This is a genomic window from Methylobacterium brachiatum, from assembly GCF_900113845.1.
In the GTDB taxonomy this organism is placed as follows: domain Bacteria; phylum Pseudomonadota; class Alphaproteobacteria; order Rhizobiales; family Beijerinckiaceae; genus Methylobacterium; species Methylobacterium brachiatum.
On sequence record NZ_FOQW01000004.1, the window covers coordinates 30,729 to 49,530 of the forward strand.

Consider the following 18,802-nt stretch of genomic DNA (forward strand, 5'->3'; position numbering starts at 1 on the left):
CCCGCCCCGACCGACAGTCGCCGAACCCCGCCCCGCGGCCCGTGACTGGCCGGCCAACGAAAAAGGGCGGCTCCCGCAGGAACCGCCCGTCTTCGAACCGTCGATGAAGCCGCGGATCAGCGCTTCGAGAACTGGAAGCTGCGGCGAGCCTTCTTGCGGCCGTACTTCTTGCGCTCGACGACGCGGGCGTCGCGGGTAAGGAAGCCCTCACGCTTGAGCGGGGCGCGCAGCTCCGGCTCGTAGTAGGTCAGCGCCTTCGAGAGGCCGTGGCGCACGGCGCCGGCCTGACCCGAGAGACCGCCGCCGGCGACCGTGACGTTGATGTCGTACTGGTCGACGCGGTTGGCGATCTCCAGCGGCTGGCGCAGGATCATGCGCAGCACCGGGCGGGCGAAGTAGACCTCGACCGGGCGCTTGTTGATCGTGACCGTGCCCTTGCCGGGCTTGATCCAGACGCGGGCGACCGCGTCCTTGCGCTTGCCGGTGGCGTAGGCGCGGCCCTGGGCGTCCAGCTTCTGGACGTGGACCGGGGCCTCGTTGGCGGGGTCGACCGCGCCGGTATTCGCCCGGTTGAGGTCGGCGAGGGACTGCAGGGTCGCCATGATCAAGCGCTCACGTTCTTGCGGTTGAGGGCGCCGACGTCGAGCGCCTGCGGCTGCTGGGCGACGTGCGGGTGCTCGGCGCCCTTGTAGACGCGGAGGTTGCCGAGGATCTGCCGGAAGAGCGGGCCGCGGGGCAGCATGCGCTCGACGGCCTTCTCGACGACGCGCTCGGGGAAGCGCCCTTCGAGGATGAACTTGGCCGTACGCTCCTTGATACCGCCCGGGTAGCCGGTGTGGTAGTAGTAGCGCTTCTGGACGTACTTGCGGCCGGTGAACTTCACCTTGTCCGCGTTGACGACAATGACGTGGTCACCGCAATCGACGTGGGGCGTGTAGGCGGCCTTGTGCTTGCCGCGCAGGCGCATGGCGACGATCGAGGCGAGACGGCCGACGACGAGGCCCTCCGCGTCGATCACGATCCACTTCTTGTCGACCTCGGCGGGTTTCAGCGAGGTGGTCTTCATGGCGAGATCCCAGGGTTCCGACGCGACGGGCACCGACGGATCGGGGCGCCGACAGCATCGGGGTGCCGAAAAACGAGCCGCCGCGTGGGGGGCACGCGGCGGCGACGGCCGGTGGATAGCCGGGTGCGCCCGGCGCGTCAACCGGGAAAATCGAAATCCTGAAAACATGTTCTATCCGAAAGGCTTAGCGTTAGCGGTATCATGATACCGCGCCGGTCAATCCGGGCGCTTGCCCCGCTCGGCGATGGTGAGCCGCTGGACGCCGCGGCCGGCCAGCACCGGCTTTCTCGCGCTGAGGATGCGCGAATTCACCCCGGTCCAGCCGATCTCCCCCGAGAGCCGGCCGTACTCGATCTTCGGGCAGCGGTTCATGATCACCGTGAGGCCCCGCGCCTCGGCCCGGGCGGCCGCCGCGTCGTCGCGCACGCCGAGCTGCATCCAGATCACCTTGGGCAGCGGATCGAGGCCGAGCGCCTCGTCCACGAGTGGGCCCGCGGCGGCGGAATTGCGGAAGATCTCGACCATGTCGATCGGCTCCGGGATGTCGGCGAGGGAGGCCACCACCCGCCGCCCGAGCAGGTCCTGCCCGGCGAGACCCGGATTGACCGGGGTGACCGCGTAGCCCCGGTCGATCAGGTATTTGAGCACGATCCAGCTCGGGCGGGCCGGGTTCGCGGAGGCGCCGACCAGCGCGATCGTGCGCGTGTCGTTCAGGATCTTGCGGATCTGCGCCTCGGGGTAGCGCGCGTGCCGGGCGGCGAAGTCCGGCCCCGGCGCGTCCGATGGTGGCGTCCCTTGGCCGTCCTTGGTCTGGTGCATGCCCGCCACTCCCGCCGTACCATACGATGTCCTGCCGACGCGCTCGGCCTATCGACCCGCGCCGTCATCGCGAGCGCAGCGAAGCGACCCAGGGACCACGCGACGGTCTGGGATCGCGCGCTGCCCTGGGTTGCTTCGCTGCGCTCGCAAGGACGGTGAGAGCGCGGCGAGTCCGTCAACGGGAAGCTGCATCATCGCTGAGCCGGTGGCCTTGCGGAAGGGCTCTGTCAGAGCCGCCAGACCGTATGCCCCAGCGCCCGGAACGCGTCCGGGTCGTAGAGCGACTTCACGTCGACGATCAGGCCCCCGGGCCTGAGCCGGGCGGCGATGTCTTCCGGGGGGCGCTCGGCATAGTCCCGGTGCGGCACCGCCACCACCACGGCGTCGACCCGATCGGGCAGGTCGGCCCAGTCGACCAGATCGATGCCGTACTCGGCCCGGGCCTCGTCCTTGCGGGCGCGGGGATCGTGGACCGAGACGGCGCAGCCGAACTCGGCCAGCTCCCGGATCAGGTCGGCCACCTTGGAATTGCGCAGGTCGGAGCAATTCTCCTTGAAGGTCAGGCCGAGCACGATGACCTTCGCGCCCCCGACACGGCCACCCTGCTGGACGATCAGCTTGACGGTCTTGCGGGCGACATGGGCGGCCATGCTGTCGTTGATCCGCCGCCCGGCCAGGATCACCTGCGGGTGGTGGCCGACCATCGCGGCCTTGTGGGTCAGGTAATAGGGATCGACCCCGATGCAGTGGCCGCCGACCAGCCCCGGGCGGAACGGCAGGAAGTTCCACTTGGTGCCGGCGGCCCGCAGCACCTCCAGGGTGTCGAGGTCGAGCTTGTCGAAGATCTGCGACAGCTCGTTCATCAGCGCGATGTTCAGGTCGCGCTGGGTGTTCTCGATGACCTTGGCGGCCTCCGCGACCCGGATCGACGAGGTCGCGTGGATCCCGGCCGCGATGATCGTCCCGTAGAGGGCGGTGAGCCGTTCCAGGGTCTGCGGGGTGTCCCCGGCCACGATCTTCACGACCTTGGCGAGGCTGTGCTCCCGGTCCCCGGGATTGATCCGCTCGGGCGAGTAGCCGACCCAGAAATCCGCCTTCCAGCGCAGGCCGGAATGCTGCTCCAGCACGGGGACGCAGACCTCCTCGGTGGCGCCGGGATAGACCGTGGATTCGAAGACCACGATCGCCCCGCGCCGCATGTGCCGCCCGACCAGCGCCGAGGCCTCGATGAGCAGGCTGAAATCCGGGCTCTGGGCGTCGTCCACCGGGGTCGGCACCGTGACGATGATCACGTCGGCCTCCGACAGGGCGGTCGGGTCGTCGGTGATCGCCAGATGGGTCGCGGCCCGGAACGCGGCCGGCTCGATCTCCCCGGCCGGGTCGATCCCGTCCCGGTAGGCCGCGACCTTGGCGGGCGCGCGCTCGTAGCCGATCGTGCGCAGGCCCTGCCCGAAGGCCAGGGCGAGGGGGAGCCCGACATAACCGAGGCCGACGATGGCCAGGCAGGTCGTTTCGGAGGGGGTGACGTCCATCGGTGATGCCGTGCGGGGCGCGTGCCGCCCGGACCGGGTCATACCCGCTCGCGGCGGGTTTCGGTATGCGGGGGCGGGCGGTGATGGCGCATCGCCTTCATGGCGGGCGCCTTCCCTCCCCCCTCTGCGGGGGAGGGTGGCCCCCGAAGGGGGTCGGGAGAGGGGCAGCGCGACGATGCAGGATGTATCGGGCGTCGCGATCTCTCCGGACACGGCGCTCCCCTCTCCCGACCCGGCCTGACGGCCGGCCCACCCTCCCCCGCAAAGGGGGGAGGGAGACGCGCGCGTGCCCGGCCACCGCCCTCACCCCATCGACATCCGCAGCGGCGGCTCCACCTCCGGGGGGAGCGGCGAGACGTAGCCGGCGGCGCCGACCCGGCGGGCGAGGTCGGCCTTGGCGGCCTCGCGCAGGGCCGGATCGGTGAGCGCCAGGGCGCCGGTGGCGGCCATCGCCTTGGCGACCTGGACCATCGCCTTGTGGGCGGCCGGGCTGCGCCCCTGGGCGACCACCTGCCAGGTGTGGAACGGCGTGCCCACCGCCACGGTCGGCGCGTGGGCCTGGACGGTCGGCACCACCCAGCTCACGTCGCCGACATCGGTGGAGCCCACCGCCGGGTTGCGCGGGGCGTCGAGCGGCACCAGGAAATCGGCCAGCGGCGCCTCGGTGCGCGGCAGCCCGATGGCGCGAAACACGGCATCGATGTCGCCGTCGCTGAGCGTGGACCGGATCTCCGTGGCGAAGGCCCGGTCGGCCGCGTCGAAATGCGGGGGGCCGAGCTCCTCCATGACCCCGTGGAGCGCCCGCTCCAGCGGGTCGTTGCCCAGGAGGTTCGACACGGCGCTGACGATCCGCACCTCGACGCTGGTCTCGGTCATCAGCGCGGCGCCCTCGGCCACCTTCTTCACCCGCTCGACCAGGGCGAGCATCCCCGGCAGGTCCCGCGCCCGGATCGAGTAGCGCACCTTCGCGCTCGCCTGGACGACGTTGGGGGCGATGCCGCCGGCATCGAGATAGGCGTAGTGCACCCGTGCGTCGGAGGGCATGTGCTCGCGCATGTAGTTCACGCCGACGCTCATCAGCTCCACCGCGTCCAGCGCCGAGCGGCCGAGATGCGGCGCGGCCGCCGCGTGGGCGGTCCGGCCGGTGAAGATGAAGTCCGCCCGGGTGTTGGCGAGCGCCACCGGGGGCGCCACCTCCCAGAAGCTGCCCGGGTGCCAGGAGATCGCGATGTCGGCATCCGCGAAGGCGCCCGCCCGGACTAGGAACGCCTTGGCGGCCCCGCCCTCCTCGGCCGGGCAGCCGTAATAGCGCACGCGGCCGGGGGTGCCGGTCTCGGCGAGCCAATCCTTCACGGCGGTGGCGGCCAGCAAAGCCGCCGCCCCGAGGAGGTTGTGGCCGCAGCCATGGCCGTGGCCGCCGGCCTCCACGGGCCGGTGCTCGGCGACGCCCGCCTCCTGCGACAGGCCCGGCAGCGCGTCGTACTCACCCAGGAAGGCGATGACCGGACCGCCCTCCCCGGCCTCGCCCATCACCGCGGTGGGGATGCCGGCGACCTGCTCGGTGACGCGGAAGCCCTGGTGGCGCAGCTCCGCCGCGTGCTCGGCGCAGGAGCGCGTTTCCGTGTAGCAGACCTCCGGCATGCCCCAGACGCGCTCCGAGAGGGCGATCAGCCGCTCCTTCTGCGCGTCGACGTGGCGCCACACGGTGTTGCGGTTGTCCATCAGGTCGTCTCCGAGCGTGTCTCGCGCCGATGCGCACCACCATAGCGAGTGCCGCATCCTGCATGTCAGGCGTTTCCCGGTCCGATCGCTCGGCCGATCCTCCCACCGTCATTGCGAGCGCAGCGAAGCGACCCAGGGATCCGCCACGGCCCAAGATCGCGCGCTGCCCTGGGTCGCTTCGCTGCGCTCGCGATGACGGGGAAGGCCATTCGAGATCTTCAACCGGAATCCGTATCGAGCCCCGTCATGCAGGCCCGGGGCCAGGCTGCCGAGCCCCGGCGACGACGTTTCGCCCCAAGCGTAACTGGCGCGCCCCTTGCCAAGAGCCTTGCGAAAGCCGCACCCACAAGGATGCTGTGCGGGTCGCGGCGACAATCAGGGATCGATGCATGGACGAGCGGGATCTGCGCGGGCTCATCGGGCGGGTGAAGTCCGGGGACCTGTCACGGCGCGGCTTCGTGCAGCGGATGCTGGCGGTCGGGCTCTCCGCGCCGCTGGCCGGGCTGATGCTGGCCGAGAACGGGGTGGCGATGGCCGCCGATCTCCGGGCCGCCTACAAGCCGACCAAGGCCGGTGGCGGCGGCGCGCTGCGCCTGCTCTGGTGGCAGGCGCCGACCCTGATCAACCCGCATTTCGCCATCGGCACCAAGGACCAGGAGGCCTCGCGGATCTTCTACGAGCCGCTGGCGGCCTGGGACGCGGACGGCAACCTCGTGCCGGTGCTCGCCGCCGAGATCCCGTCCAAGGAGAATGGCGGGCTGGCCGCCGACGGCCGCTCGGTGGTCTGGAAGATCAAGCCCGGTGTGGCGTGGCACGACGGCAAGCCGCTCACCGCCGACGACCTCGTCTTCACCTGGGCCTATGCCCGCGACCCGGCCACCGCCGCGGTGACGATCGGCTCCTACAAGGATTGCAAGGTCGAGAAGATCGACGACCTCAGCGTCCGGATCCTGTTCGACAAGCCGACGCCGTACTGGAGTGATGCCTTCGTGGGCACCGTGGGCATGATCCTGCCCAAGCACCTGTTCGCCGCCTATACGGGCGCCAAGTCCCGGGAGGCGCCCCAGAACCTCGCGCCCGTGGGCACCGGCCCCTACCGGTTCCTCGAATTCCGGCCCGGCGACATCGTCCGCGGCGAGCGCAACCCGACCTACCACCTGCCGAACCGGCCGTATTTCGACAGCATCGAGATGAAGGGCGGCGGCGACGCGGTCTCGGCGGCCCGGGCCGTGCTCCAGACCGGCGAGTACGACTACGCCTGGAACCTGCTCGTCGAGGACGAGGTGCTCAAGCGCCTGGAGACCGGCGGCAAGGGCCGGGTCGACGTCGTCTACGGCGGCAAGCTCGAATTCCTGCTGCTCAACGCCACCGACCCGAACGTCGAGGTCGATGGCGAGCGCTCCTCGCTCAAGACCAAGCACCCGGCCTTCTCCGACCCGAAGGTCTGCCACGCGATGAACCTCCTGGTCGATCGCAAGTCGATCCAGGATTACATCTACGGCCGCACCGGCCGGGCCACGGCCAACTCGGTCAACGGCCCGGAGCGCTTCGTCTCGAAGAACACCAGCTTCGCGTTCGATCCGGCCAAGGCCAACGCGCTCCTCGACGAGGCCGGCTGGAAGAAGGGCTCCGACGGCATCCGGGCCAAGGACGGCAAGCGGCTGAAGCTGCTGTTCCAGACCTCGATCAACGCCCCGCGCCAGAAGACCCAGGCGATCATCAAGCAGGCCGCCGCCAAGGCCGGCATCGAGATCGAGCTGAAATCGGTCACCGGCTCGGTGTTCTTCTCCTCGGACACCGCCAACCCGGACACGTTCCCGCATTTCTACGCGGACATGGAGATGTACGCGATCAGCATGACCCAGGCCGATCCCTCGACCTGGCTGCTCCAGTACGTCTCCTGGGAGGCCGCCACCAAGGAGAACAAGTGGCAGGGCCGCAACATCTCGCGCTGGCGCAACGCCGAGTACGACGCGGCCTACAACGCCGCCCAGTCCGAGCTCGACCCGGTCAAGCGCGCCGCCCTGCTGATCAAGGCCAACGACCTCGCGGTCTCGGAGAACATCCTGCCGCTGATCCATCGGGCCGAGGTCTCGGGGGCCGCCGCCAAGCTGGTGGCGCCGCGCAGCGGCTGGGACAACGACCTGTCGTTCCTGCCCGAATGGAGCCGGGAGGCCTGAGCGGGAGTCGCGCGCCATGGGCGCCTACATCCTGCGCAGGCTGCTGATCGCGATCCCGAGCCTGCTCGGGATCAGCCTGATCCTGTTCGTCGTCCTGGCGCTCGCGCCGGGCGATCCGTTCGGCGAGCTCGCCGCCAACCCGAACGTGCCCCCGGAGGTGCGCGCGGCCCTGCGGCTGAAGTTCGGCCTCGATGACCCGATCTTCACCCGCTACCTGCGCTGGCTCTGGGCCATGCTGCACGGGGATTGGGGGTTCTCGTTCGCCAGCCGGGTCAACGTCGACACGCTGATCCTGCAGCGGCTGCCCACGACCCTGTTCGTGGTCGGCTCCTCGCAGGTCCTGGCGCTGCTGGTGGCGGTCCCGGTCGGCCTCTACGCCGCCCGCCGGCCCTACTCGCTGGCCGACCAGGTCGCCAACACCCTGGCCTTCGTCGGCTTCTCGCTGCCGACCTTCTTCACCGGCCTGCTGTTCATCCTGCTGTTCTCGATCAAGCTCGGCTGGCTGCCCTTCGTCTACCAGGCCGACCTGCCCGGCACCGGCCTGGCCTGGGCTTGGGAGAACATCCGCCAGGCGATCATGCCGGTGGCGGTTCTGGGCTTCTTCCAGGCCGCCTCCTACACCCGCTACGTGCGCGCCTCGGCGCTGGACGTCGCCCGCCTCGACTACGTCACCACCGCCCGGGCCAAGGGGCTCACCGAGGGCACGGTCACCCGCCGGCACATCGCCCGCAACGCCCTGATCCCGGTGGTGACGCTCGTCGCCCTCCAGATCCCGGCGGTGTTCGGCGGCGCCATCGTCACCGAGCAGATCTTCCGGATCCCCGGCATCGGCTCCCTGCTGATCGACGCGATGCTGGCCAACGACACCCCGGTGGTGATGGCCGTGACCTTCGTGTTCGCCGGCCTCGTCGTCCTGTTCAACCTCGTCGCGGACCTGCTCTATGGCTGGCTCGACCCTCGCATCGCCCTCCGTTGAGGCGCCTCCCCTCGCCCGCGCCCCGGCCTCGCCCGGGCGGGAGACCTGGCGGCGGTTCCGCCGGCACCGGCTGGCGCTGGCGAGCGTCGCCGTGCTGGCGGTGCTGGTCGGCGGCGTGCTGTTCGGCGGCCTGATCTGGCCGCTGGCCATCGACGACATCGACTTCTCGGCGCAGCTCCAGGGGCCGTCCTGGGCGCACCCGTTCGGCACCGACGATCTCGGCCAGGACCTGCTCGCCCGGATGATCTATGGCGGCCGGATCTCGCTGGCGGTGGGCTTCGCCGCCATGGCGGTGGCGAGCCTGATCGGGGTCGTGGTCGGGGCGCTCGCCGGCATGTCGCGCCGGATGCTCGATCCGGCGCTGATGTGGCTGACCGACCTGTTCCTGTCGCTGCCGCAGCTGCCCTTGCTGCTGCTGGTGATCTACCTGTTCCGCGACAGCCTGAAGGCCGTGTTCGGGGTCCAGGGCGGCGTCTTCCTCATGATCGTCGCGGTGATCGGCGGCCTGCGCTGGATGCCGGTCGCCCGGCTGGTGCGGGCGCAGTTCCTGACGCTCCGCGAGAAGGAGTTCGTGGAGGCGGCGCGCTCGCAGGGCGCCACCACCGGGCACCTCGTGCGCCGCCACATCCTGCCGAACGCGCTCGGCCCGGTGATCGTGGCCGCCTCCATTGAGGTCTCGGCGGCGATCATCGCGGAATCGACCCTCTCGTTCCTCGGCCTCGGCTTCCCCCCGGACATCCCGACCTGGGGCCGGCTGCTGTTCGACGCCAAGGACCATCTCGACGTCGCCCCTCACTGGGCGCTCTTCCCCGGCGGCGCGATTTTTTTGACGGTCCTGTCGATCAACTTCATCGGCGACGGCCTGCGCGACGCCCTCGACCCGCGGCGGGTTTTTTAGGCATGGGCCTGCGCAGCTCTGATAGCGGTCGGAAAGCCGCGCGCCCTCCCTCCCCCCTCTGCGGGGGAGGGTGGCCCCCGAAGGGGGTCGGGAGAGGGGAGCGACGGTGTAGAATTGGGCTTCGCCCGTCATGCCGGTCGCGCCTTGTCCTGAACCCGGGTTCCCCTCTCCCGACCCGGCCTAACGGCCGGCCCACCCTCCCCCGCAGAGGGGGGAGGGAGAGGCGCGGGTGGTGTCCCGTCCGTCCCGGCCCGCAACCGCATGGGATGAGGTGGAGGGTAGGCGGTTCGTTGCTTACCAAAATCCGGGCTGATCAGGAGTGACCCCCGTGACGGATCCGATCCTGTCGGTGCGCGACCTCACCGCCGCCTTCCGCTCCGACGGGCGCTGGCGCGAGGTCGTGCACGGCGTCTCGTTCGACATCGGCCCCCGGGAGACCGTGGCGCTGGTGGGCGAATCCGGCTCCGGCAAGAGCGTCAGCGCCATGTCGATCATGCGCCTGCTCGCCCGGGACGCGAGCCGAATCGGCGGCAGCGTACGCTTCGAGGGCCGCGAGTTGCTGGCCGCCTCCGAGGCCGAGATGCGCCGGGTCCGGGGCGATTCCATCGCCATGATCTTCCAGGAGCCGATGACCTCCCTGAACCCGGTTCTGACCGTCGGCTTCCAGATTGCCGAGGCGCTGATCCGGCACCGGGGCCTGTCGCGGGCCGCCGCCGAGGCCGAGGTGGTCCGGCTCCTCGACAAGGTCCGGATCCCGGGCGCCCGGTCGCGGATCCATCAATACCCGCACCTGTTCTCCGGCGGCATGCGCCAGCGGGTGATGATCGCCATGGCGCTGGCCTGCCGGCCCAAGCTGCTGATCGCGGACGAGCCGACCACGGCGCTCGACGTGACCATCCAGGCCCAGATCCTCGACCTGATCAAGAGCCTCCAGGACGAGGAGGGCATGTCGGTCCTGTTCATCACCCACGACATGGGCGTGGTCGCCGAGATCGCCGACCGCACGGTGGTGATGTATCGCGGCCGCGCCGTGGAGACCGGCCCCACCGCCCAGATCTTCTCCGCGCCCGAGGATCCCTACACGCGCGCCTTGCTGGCGGCCGTGCCGCGGCTCGGCGCCATGGCGGGCCGGGCCCGGCCGATGCGCTTCCCCGTGATCGACCGCGCCACCGGGGTCGCCGAGCCGACGCCCGAGACCCCCGATACCGTCCGGGCGGCCGAGCGCCCGGTCCTGGAGGTGCGCGACCTGACCACCCGGTTCGAGATCCGCTCCGGCCTGTTCGGCCGCATGACCGGCCGGGTCCACGCGGTGGAGCGGGTCTCGTTCAGCCTCGCGGCCGGCGAGACCCTGGCGCTGGTCGGCGAATCCGGCTGCGGCAAGTCCACCACCGGCCGCTCGATCCTGCGCCTGGTCGAGCCCCTCTCCGGCTCGGTCCTGCTCGACGGCGAGGACATCGCCGGCCTCGACGCCAAGGCCCTGCGCACGCGCCGCCAGCGGATGCAGATGATTTTTCAGGACCCCTTCGCCAGCCTCGATCCGCGCATGAGCGTCGGCGCCGCGGTGGCCGAGCCCCTGCTGATCAACCGCCTCGCCACCGCTCGCGAGGCGCGGGAGCGGGCCGAGGCGCTGCTGACCCGGGTCGGGCTGCCGGCCGAGGCCGCCGGACGGTTCCCGCACGAATTCTCCGGCGGCCAGCGCCAGCGGATCTGCATCGCCCGGGCGCTGGCTTTGCGCCCCCGCCTGATCGTCGCCGACGAGGCGGTCTCGGCGCTCGACGTCTCGGTGAAGGCGCAGGTGGTCAACCTGATGCTCGACCTGCAGGCCGAGATGGGGCTCGCCTACCTGTTCATCTCCCACGACATGGCCGTGGTCGAGCGGGTGAGCCACCGGGTGGCGGTGATGTATCTCGGCGAGATCGTCGAGATCGGCCCCCGCGCCGCGGTGTTCGGCGACCCGCAGCATCCCTACACGAGGAAGCTGCTGGCCGCCGTCCCGGTCCCCGACCCGGCCCGCCGCCGGGACCGGCACGCCCTGCCGGACGACGAGATCCGCAGCCCGATCCGCGCGCCGGACTACGTCCCACCCGAGCGCCTCTACCGGGAGGTCTCCCCGGGCCACGTGGTGCAGGATTGGGGAGCGGATTGGGAGGCCGCCGCCACGCGGGTCGCGGCTGCGTGACCCCGGGCCGGTGCGTCAGCGCCGGCGCAGCGCCCGCTTGACCCGGCTGTCCGCGTGCGGGTCGGCGTAGTGCAGCAGCGCGGTGGCGCGGATCGCGTCGGCGTCGCACGGCTCGTTGGTGTGCAGCGAGCGGTAGCCCCAGAAGAAATACAGGTTTCCAGGCTTAAGCGAGAGCCGGATCATGCGCCGGCTTCCCCGGCGATAGGCCACGTTCAGCAGCGCCTGCGCGAGCCTATTGTCGACCAGCACCTTGTCGACGAGGTTGCCGAGATAGGTCCGGCGGAGGCCGCGGGTGCTGGGGAGGATGATCAGCCGTCCGGGACTGCCGCGCTCGGGCACCACGATCGGGATCAGCGCCGTCAGGACGTAGGAATCGTAATGGAAGCGCATCGAATGCGCCCGGGCGCCGCGGCCTGAGAGGCAGCGCAGGATCTGGTAGAACCCGACCTCCGGCGCGGGCTTGCCCACCGCCCGCGCGTAGATGCCCCGGCACAGGGCCACGAAATCCGGATCCTCGGGCAGGTCGGCCAGGAACGTCCCGCCGAGACGCTCGGTCCCGGTAAACCCGACATACTCGCCGCCATTGGCCGCGATCGCATCGACGACGAAGGCCTGCGCGCCGCGCAACTCATCCGGCGCGACATAATCCTCGATCACGGCGTAGCCGTTCGCGTCGATCTGCGCCGCCAGCGCACCGGCCAGGGTTCCGGACGGGTCTCGGCTGACGAAGTTCATGGAAGCGCCTCGATCGGACAGAACACTTCACAGTTTATTATGAGTGCAAGTTGTATATTAACGGTGGTAAATACCACTTATGCGCGAAGGTCAAATGCAAATAGAGGGCAGGCCCGCCCGATGCGATCGCATGCAGCGCCGGGCGGAAAGATGGCGCTGCTGATCCACCGTCACTGAGCTGGTCAGTCCTTGGGTATGGCTTTTGATCCAGAACCAGGATGGACAGCTGCGAAGGCGGCGGCATGGGCTGGCGGTGGCCGCAAAGCTGCGGCGAGGTGGACGTGCTGGTCTCGCCGGCGAGGGCGTCGGTGACGCGACCCGAGCCGTCGGCTCGAAGGATGTTGTTTAAGTTTGGCTGACGTTGAGCCTACGATAGGCTGAAAATCAATCAGGTCCGGTGGGGGAAGGATCTGAGGCGGACAAATGGTCGACAATTCCAGATGCTGTACGTGGCCGATAAGGTGACACGAGAGTGCCAAGCGATCCGTGGTGCGCATAGGCGCAAGGCTGCGCAATGCGAGATAGGCTTCTGAACGGCGAGGTCTTCGACGCGCTCAAGGCGGCGTAGCTCATGACCGAGAGCTGCCGCACCGGTACGACAACCCGATCCACCCACGTGGTGTAATCGGCGACCAGTCGCTAAATTTCGATGTATTCGCGTCACCGCGGGCCGGTTGGATTAACTTTTAAACCCAGGTAAACTGCAATAAATGGCAATGATGTGGGGTGTATCAAGTATTTCAATTGCTGCTAAAAGCGCTTGAAAGTGGGTTCGCATATTTTGACTGGATCCTCCCAGCCAATTGAGGCCCGAGAATATCGTTCATATCTGCTGCGGCAATACTTGGAGACGCTGATCCATTGAACACAGGTGGGCCGATAGCACGCAGTGCGCGTCAGGAAGCCCCGGCTACGGTGTGCGCGCGCTGCGGGACCCGGCGCCACCAATCGTGTGCTTGCTCATACCGGTTCGCGAATCGGAGAAGTGTGGCCTCGGCGAAGGGCCGGGCCGCGATCTGCAGGCTGATCGGTAGGCCGCGCCGGTCGAAGCCGCAGGGCAGCGCGATGGCGGGGAGGCCGGTCAGATTGAACGGATAGGTCAGGCGCCAGGACGCCGCGAGGACGCTCTCCCGCCGCCCCGCGAGCGCAACCGTCGTCTCGTCGGTCCGCCACGCGGTCAGCGGCGAAGTGGGGGTGACGATCACGTCCGCCTCGTCCAGCGCGGCGGCCATCTCGGCCATGATCAGCCCCCGGGCCTGCTCGGCCCGGAGGTAGTCCGGACCGGTCACGAACCGGCCCATCTCCACCAGGTCGCGGACATCCTCGGCGAAGCCCGCCACGTGGCCCTGCGCGAGGTTGCGGTCGTGGTAGGCCGTGGAGGAGGCCAGCTCGATGGCGTAGATGGCGCCGAGCCCGTAGCGCAGGGCGGGCACCGTGACGTCGCGCACCGGACAGCCCTGCCCGGCGAAGAAGCCGATCGCATCCTCCACCGCCGCGGCAACATCCGCGTCAATGGCCTCGAAGAAGTGGTTGCGGATCACCGCCACGCGCAATCCGCGGACCGGCGCGTCGAGCCCGGCCGTGTAGTCCGGCACGGGGTCGACGGCGGCTGCAGGATCGGCCGGATCGGGGCCCGCCAGGACCTGGAGCAGGAGCGCCGCGTCGGCCACCGTCAGGGTCAGCGGCCCGGCATGGTCGAGGGACCAGGAATGCGGGACGATTCCCGAGCGGCCGATCCGTCCGTAGGTCGGCTTGAGGCCCACGACGCCGCAGAGGGCCGCCGGGATGCGGATGGAGCCGCCCGTGTCCGAGCCGAGCGCTGCCGGACACAGCCGGGCCGCCACCGCCCCCGCCGAGCCGCCGCTGGATCCGCCGGGCACCCGCGCGAGATCCCAGGGGTTGCGCGTCGGCGGCGTGACCATGCCCCAGGCGAATTCGTGCATGCGCAGCTTGCCGAGGATCACGGCGCCGGCCGCCCGCAGCTTCGCCACGCAATGGCTGTCCTCCTGCGGGAAGGTCAGAGCCCCGACCGAGGTGCCCGCCCGGGTCGGCAGGTCGGCGGTGGTGTAATTGTCCTTGATGCCGATCGGGATGCCGTGGAGCGGCCCCCGCGGTCCCGTCCGGGCGATCTCCTCGTCCGCCGCCCGCGCCGCGTCGAGGGCGCTGGACGACAGGCATACGAAGCTCTGAAGGTCGCCGTCGAGGCGCCCGATCCGGTCGAGGTAGGCACCGACGAGCTCGACGCTCGACAGCTCCCGCGCCGCGATCCGCCGGGCGAGCTCCGTGATCGGCAGGGACCAGATGGCGTCACTCATCCAGATGGCGTTACTCATGGGGCACCCGGCGATAGGGAAGGCTCGGGTCGAAGACGACCGGGGGATGGACCGCCGCGAGGTCGAGCTCGCGCAGGGTTCGGATCTCGGCCAGGACCGGCGCGAATTGCGCCCGCAGGTGCGCGACCCGTCCGGCCGCTTCCGAGGGCAGGCCGGCGATCGCGTGCAGCGAGTCTGTCGCGCCTGGAGCGACCGCGCCGGGCCGCTCCGCGGGCGGCCGCAGGAGCATCGCGGCGACGTCCTCCGGTAGCGCGCCGGCCGGACCGTCCCTCCGCGGCATCGCGGCCACGAAGGGCACGAGCTGCCGCCGGGCGACGGCGAGGATCCGGCGCAGCTCGGCGACGGGGACGGCGTGCTCGTCGACGCGCAGGTCGAGGCACGGATAGTCCTCGCGCGCGACGATTCTCAGCGCCGCCGATTGCTTGCCGCGCCGGTCGCCGCCCGCGTCGTCGCCGGCCTCGAGGGCGCGCATCAGCCGTTCGTCGAGGTCGCAGCCGGCGCCGTTCTCGAAGGCCCAGGCCATGGCATCGATCACGCCGGGGGCGGCCAGCATGTTGCCCTGAACGGCGTAGCCCGGTCCGGTGCGGTGCCCGGCCTCTGCCGTGCAGCCGGCGCCGGTCCAGGCCGCGGCGGCCCCGCCTGCATCCACGAGCCCGATCTGGCGCAGGTCCGACCGGTCGTCGGTCTCGAGCGCCGCGGCCAGGGCCGCGTCCGACGTCTGCCCTCCCGCAAGCCCGTCGAGGATGCGCAGGGCGAGGTAGGGGTTCACCCAGGATTGGGTGGTCACAGCCCCGATCCCCGCACGGATGTACGGGCAGAGGCCGCCCACAGCCGGCACGGCGCTCGCCACTGCGACGCCGAGCTGCCCGGTCCGGGAACAATGGGCGGCGATGGAGAAGGTGTTGAGTTCCATCGTGCCTCACACCGCGAGATGGTCGATGACGCGGGCCTGCGCATCCGGGGCCTTGGCCGAGCCGCTGTCGACGATCTCGCCGAGCTTGAGCACGGCGTAACGGTCGGCGAGGCCCAGCGCGAAGGCGACGTGCTGCTCCACCACCAGCATGGACAGGCCCGTTGCCCGCTCCGCCAGGAGCACGGCGCGCAGGCGCTCGACCATCGAGGGCTGCACGCCTTCGGAGATCTCGTCGATCAGGAGCAGGCGCGGGCGCAGCATCAGGGCGCGGCCGAGGATCAGCATCTTCTGCTCGCCCCCGGAGAGCGTGCCGGCGCGCTGGGCGAGCCGGTCCTTCAGGAACGGGAAGTGGCCGACCAGGCGCTCCAGCGCGTCCGGGAGGTGGCGGTCGGACGGGACCGCCAGGCGCAGGTTGTCGCGGATCGACAGGTCCTGGAACAAAGGCTGCTCCTGCGGCGCGTAGCCGACGCCGAGCGCCACGAGCTTGGCGGGGGAGAGGCCGGAGAGCGCTTGCCCGCCGATGGTGATCCTGCCGCCGCGCAGGGTCACCATTCCCAGGACGGTCTTGAGCAGGGTGGTCTTGCCCATGCCGTTCTTGCCGAGAAGGGCGACGATCTCGCCCGCGCCCACCGCCAGGGACACGTCCTTCACGATCGAGACGGCGCCGTAGCCGCTCGACACGGCATCGAGGGTGAGGGCGGCTCCCGCCGGCTCGGTGCGTCGTGCGGCCTCAACCATGGGCGCCTCCCGAATAGATGGTCCGGACCAGCTCGGAGCCGACGACCGCGTCCACCGTGCCGTCGAGGACCAGGCGGCCCTGGTGCAAAACCACGATCCGGGACGAGATCTCCCGCACGAAATCGAGGTCGTGCTCGACCAGCACGGCGGCGATCCGGCGTCCGGCGGTCAGAGCCTTGAGGACGGTCCCGATGGTGGTGCGCTCCGCCTTGGTCAGGCCGGCGGTGGGCTCGTCGAGCAGGATCAGCCGCGGCTCCAGCGCCACCACCATGGCGAGTTCCAGCGCCTGCTTCTGGCCGTGGGACAGGAGGCGCGCGGGCTGCGTCAGCAGGCGGTCGAGGCCGGTCATCCGCAGGACGTCGAGGGCCGCCTGCGGAAGGCCCAGCGTCGGGTCCCGGCCGACCGGGTTCAGCCCGTCATGCGGGGCCCGCGCGAGCCGCAGGCAATCGGCCACCGACAGGCTCTCGAACACGCTCGCAACCTGGAACTTGCGCCCGACCCCGAGCCCGACGATCCGGTTCGGCGTCAGCCCGGTGATCGCCGTGCCGCCGATGGCGATCGCGCCGGTGAAGGGCTCGGTGCCGTCGCTGAGGCAGCGCATCAGCGTGGTCTTGCCGGCACCGTTGGGGCCCACGAGGCTGACGAGCTCGCCCGCCCGGATCTCCAGATCGATGCCCTCGAGCACGGTCAGGCTGCCATAGGCTTTGGCCAGGCCGTCCACTTTGAGGATCGGAGCATCCGTCGCTGCCGCGCCGGCGGTGGCCTCCCGTGCCATCAGGACGGGGGCGGCGCGCTCGGGCCGGCCGCGCGGCAGCGCCCGCCACAGCCGGCCGGCGAGGTCGGCGAGCCCGCCCGGCAGCAGGATGATGATCGCCACGAAGGCCGTCCCCAGCAGGAGCTGCCAGAGGAAGGGCAGATCGCCGGAGAGATTGGCCGCGAGGTAGTCGATGGCGATCGTGCCCAGCACCGGGCCGAGCAGCGTGCCGCGGCCGCCGAGCGCCACCCAGATGACCAGCTCGGTGCCGAACAGGAAGCCGGCATTCTCGGGGGCGACCACGCCGGAGGCGTTGGCGAACAGGAAGCCCGCGAGCCCGGCCACGGCGGCGAGCGCGGCGGTCAGGAGGATCTGCAGGCGCCGGGGGTTGAGGCCGAGATAGGCGCAGCGCGCCTCGTTGTCGCGCAAGGCCACGAGGGCGCGCCCGGCATCCGACCGGACCAGGATCCAGGCCGCCAGCGTGACGGCGATCAGGGCCAGCGCCGCGAGGCGGAAATAGCCCTCGCTCTCGAAGGGCAGCACGTCGAACCCGACGAGGCCGCTGCTGGAGCCGGTCCATTCCCCGCCCGAATAGATGAGCTGCACGACGACGATCGGGACGACCAGCGAGATCACCGAGGCGTAGAGCGGGGTCGAGCGGTGGTAGAAGGACAGCCAGCCGACCGCGAGCCCGAGCAGGGCCGGCGCGACCAGCGCCGCCGCGATGGCCGCGGCGATCCCCAGCGGCGTCACCCCGCAGGCGGCGAGGATCATCGCGGTAGCGTAGGCGCCGATGCCGAAGAACGCCGCCTGCCCGAAGGTCAGGATCCCCGCGAAGCCCCAGAGCAGGTCCACCGTGACGGCCAGCACCGCGTAGATCATCGAGCGGGTCAGGACGTTGACCGCGAAGGTGTCGAGGAAGAGCGGCGCGATCCAGAGAGCCAGCGCCGCCAGGGCCGCGGCCACGAAGGGCGCGGCGCGGGACAGGCGGCGTCCGCGGGGCGCCGCGGCGGCGCGCTCGGCGACGGGAAGGGTCTCAAGCACGGGAGAAACCTTTCGGGCTGATCCGCAGCACGAGAGCCGCGAGCACCGCGACGGCGATGCTGCCCAGGATCGGGCTGATGAAGGTGCTGATCAGGACCTGCGCGGCTCCGAAGACGAGGCAGGCGGCCGCGAGCGCCAGGAAGGACGCATCGGCCACCATCACCAGCATGAAGGCGCCGATCAGCCAGCTCACCCCCATGTTGGGATCGACGCTGGTCAGCGGCGTCAGGAGGACGCCCGCCAGCGCCGCCAGGCCCGCGCCGATCATGAACACGACGAGGCGCACCCGCCCGGTATCGATGCCGAGGCTGCGGGCCAGGGTCTCGTTCATGATCACCGCCCGGGCCGACAGGCCGAGCCGCGTCCGCTCGATGGTGAGGGCGAACAGGATCCCGATGACGAGGGCGATGCCGAGGGCCACGAGCCGGTAGGCGGAGTACTCGACGCCGAGGACAGCGACGGTGCCCGCGTAGAGGTTCGGGGTGAGCTGGACGTCGCGGCCGAAGGCCAGGGTGATGAGCTGGCCGACGACGATCCCGAGCCCCCAGGTGGCCAGGATCGCGTCCAGCGGCCGGCGGTAGAGGGGGCGGATGATGAAATGCTCCGCCAGCCCGCCGAGGGCCGCGCCGACCACGAAGGCCAGGGGCAGCGCCGCCCAGGGATTGAGCCCGAGCTTGGCCGTCACCACGGCACAGTAGGCGCCGACCGTCAGCCACGCCCCGTGGGCGAAGTTGATGATCTTCAGGACCCCGAAGATCGCGAGCAGGCCGATCGAGACGATGAACAGGATCGCCGCGGTGGTCAGGATGTCGAGGGTGAGGAGCATCGGGGTTTCCGGGTGCGCGGGATCGGCAGAGGGCGCGGCGGGTGACGAGGCGCGCCCTGCCCCGCGGAGGCTACGATGATCACGGAT

15 protein-coding genes are annotated in these 18,802 nt (G+C 70.5%); 4 read left to right on the forward strand and 11 right to left on the reverse strand.

The window, feature by feature from the left end; translation table 11 throughout:
• Nucleotides 1-116: 116 nt before the first annotated feature.
• The 5 genes from rpsI to BMZ47_RS04505 form a co-directional block, all read right to left on the reverse strand.
• Nucleotides 117-602 (reverse strand): 30S ribosomal protein S9, encoded by a 486-nt coding sequence (rpsI, locus tag BMZ47_RS04480; RefSeq protein ID WP_007565853.1) that lies wholly within the window; start codon nucleotides 600-602, stop codon nucleotides 117-119.
• Nucleotides 603-604: 2 nt separating this feature from the next.
• Nucleotides 605-1,066 (reverse strand): 50S ribosomal protein L13, encoded by a 462-nt coding sequence (gene rplM / locus BMZ47_RS04485; protein WP_007565855.1) that lies wholly within the window; start codon nucleotides 1,064-1,066, stop codon nucleotides 605-607.
• A gap of 216 nt (nucleotides 1,067-1,282) precedes the next feature.
• The gene (locus BMZ47_RS04490) at nucleotides 1,283-1,885 is read right to left on the reverse strand and encodes a CoA-binding protein (protein WP_091859081.1); all 603 of its coding nucleotides are present in this window, start codon (nucleotides 1,883-1,885) and stop codon (nucleotides 1,283-1,285) included.
• A gap of 227 nt (nucleotides 1,886-2,112) precedes the next feature.
• Nucleotides 2,113-3,417 (reverse strand): nucleotide sugar dehydrogenase, encoded by a 1,305-nt coding sequence (locus BMZ47_RS04495; protein ID WP_091859084.1) that lies wholly within the window; start codon nucleotides 3,415-3,417, stop codon nucleotides 2,113-2,115.
• Between the two features lie 303 nt (nucleotides 3,418-3,720).
• A complete protein-coding gene (locus BMZ47_RS04505) occupies nucleotides 3,721-5,139 on the reverse strand; it encodes a M20 family metallopeptidase (protein WP_091859087.1) in 1,419 nt (472 codons plus the stop codon).
• Between the two features lie 389 nt (nucleotides 5,140-5,528).
• Between BMZ47_RS04505 and BMZ47_RS04510 the strand changes: the two genes are divergently transcribed.
• The 4 genes from BMZ47_RS04510 to BMZ47_RS04525 all read left to right on the forward strand — a co-directional run bounded on the left by BMZ47_RS04510 (nucleotide 5,529) and on the right by BMZ47_RS04525 (nucleotide 11,372).
• Nucleotides 5,529-7,319 carry a peptide ABC transporter substrate-binding protein gene (locus BMZ47_RS04510; protein WP_091859090.1) on the forward strand — a complete coding sequence of 597 codons (1,791 nt, stop codon included), beginning with the start codon at nucleotides 5,529-5,531 and terminating at the stop codon, nucleotides 7,317-7,319.
• A 16-nt stretch (nucleotides 7,320-7,335) separates the two neighbouring features.
• Nucleotides 7,336-8,295 carry an ABC transporter permease gene (locus tag BMZ47_RS04515; protein ID WP_091859093.1) on the forward strand — a complete coding sequence of 320 codons (960 nt, stop codon included), beginning with the start codon at nucleotides 7,336-7,338 and terminating at the stop codon, nucleotides 8,293-8,295.
• Nucleotides 8,261-9,193: an ABC transporter permease gene (locus BMZ47_RS04520; RefSeq protein WP_007569397.1), complete on the forward strand. Its 933-nt coding sequence runs from the start codon at nucleotides 8,261-8,263 to the stop codon at nucleotides 9,191-9,193. The genes BMZ47_RS04515 and BMZ47_RS04520 overlap by 35 nt, the downstream gene beginning before the upstream one ends.
• A gap of 328 nt (nucleotides 9,194-9,521) precedes the next feature.
• Nucleotides 9,522-11,372: an ABC transporter ATP-binding protein gene (locus tag BMZ47_RS04525; protein ID WP_091859736.1), complete on the forward strand. Its 1,851-nt coding sequence runs from the start codon at nucleotides 9,522-9,524 to the stop codon at nucleotides 11,370-11,372.
• A 15-nt stretch (nucleotides 11,373-11,387) separates the two neighbouring features.
• Here the strand turns inward: BMZ47_RS04525 and BMZ47_RS04530 are convergent, their stop codons facing one another.
• The 6 genes from BMZ47_RS04530 to BMZ47_RS04555 all read right to left on the reverse strand — a co-directional run bounded on the left by BMZ47_RS04530 (nucleotide 11,388) and on the right by BMZ47_RS04555 (nucleotide 18,715).
• Nucleotides 11,388-12,107, reverse strand: a complete 720-nt coding sequence (locus BMZ47_RS04530) for a phytanoyl-CoA dioxygenase family protein (protein ID WP_091859096.1) — start codon at nucleotides 12,105-12,107, stop codon at nucleotides 11,388-11,390.
• Nucleotides 12,108-13,003: 896 nt separating this feature from the next.
• A complete protein-coding gene (locus tag BMZ47_RS04535) occupies nucleotides 13,004-14,422 on the reverse strand; it encodes an amidase (protein WP_244536732.1) in 1,419 nt (472 codons plus the stop codon).
• Nucleotides 14,423-14,432: 10 nt separating this feature from the next.
• A complete protein-coding gene (locus tag BMZ47_RS04540) occupies nucleotides 14,433-15,353 on the reverse strand; it encodes a DUF1028 domain-containing protein (protein WP_091859101.1) in 921 nt (306 codons plus the stop codon).
• A 6-nt stretch (nucleotides 15,354-15,359) separates the two neighbouring features.
• Nucleotides 15,360-16,091, reverse strand: coding sequence for an ABC transporter ATP-binding protein (locus tag BMZ47_RS04545; RefSeq protein ID WP_091859104.1), 732 nt, complete (start codon nucleotides 16,089-16,091; stop codon nucleotides 15,360-15,362).
• On the reverse strand, nucleotides 16,084-17,889 hold the full coding sequence (locus BMZ47_RS04550; protein WP_091859107.1) for a branched-chain amino acid ABC transporter ATP-binding protein/permease: 1,806 nt from the start codon (nucleotides 17,887-17,889) through the stop codon (nucleotides 16,084-16,086). The genes BMZ47_RS04545 and BMZ47_RS04550 overlap by 8 nt, the downstream gene beginning before the upstream one ends.
• Entirely contained in the window at nucleotides 17,882-18,715 is an 834-nt protein-coding gene (locus tag BMZ47_RS04555) for a branched-chain amino acid ABC transporter permease (protein ID WP_091859110.1), read from the reverse strand. Before BMZ47_RS04555 ends, BMZ47_RS04550 begins: the two co-directional genes overlap by 8 nt.
• Nucleotides 18,716-18,802 lie beyond the last annotated feature (87 nt).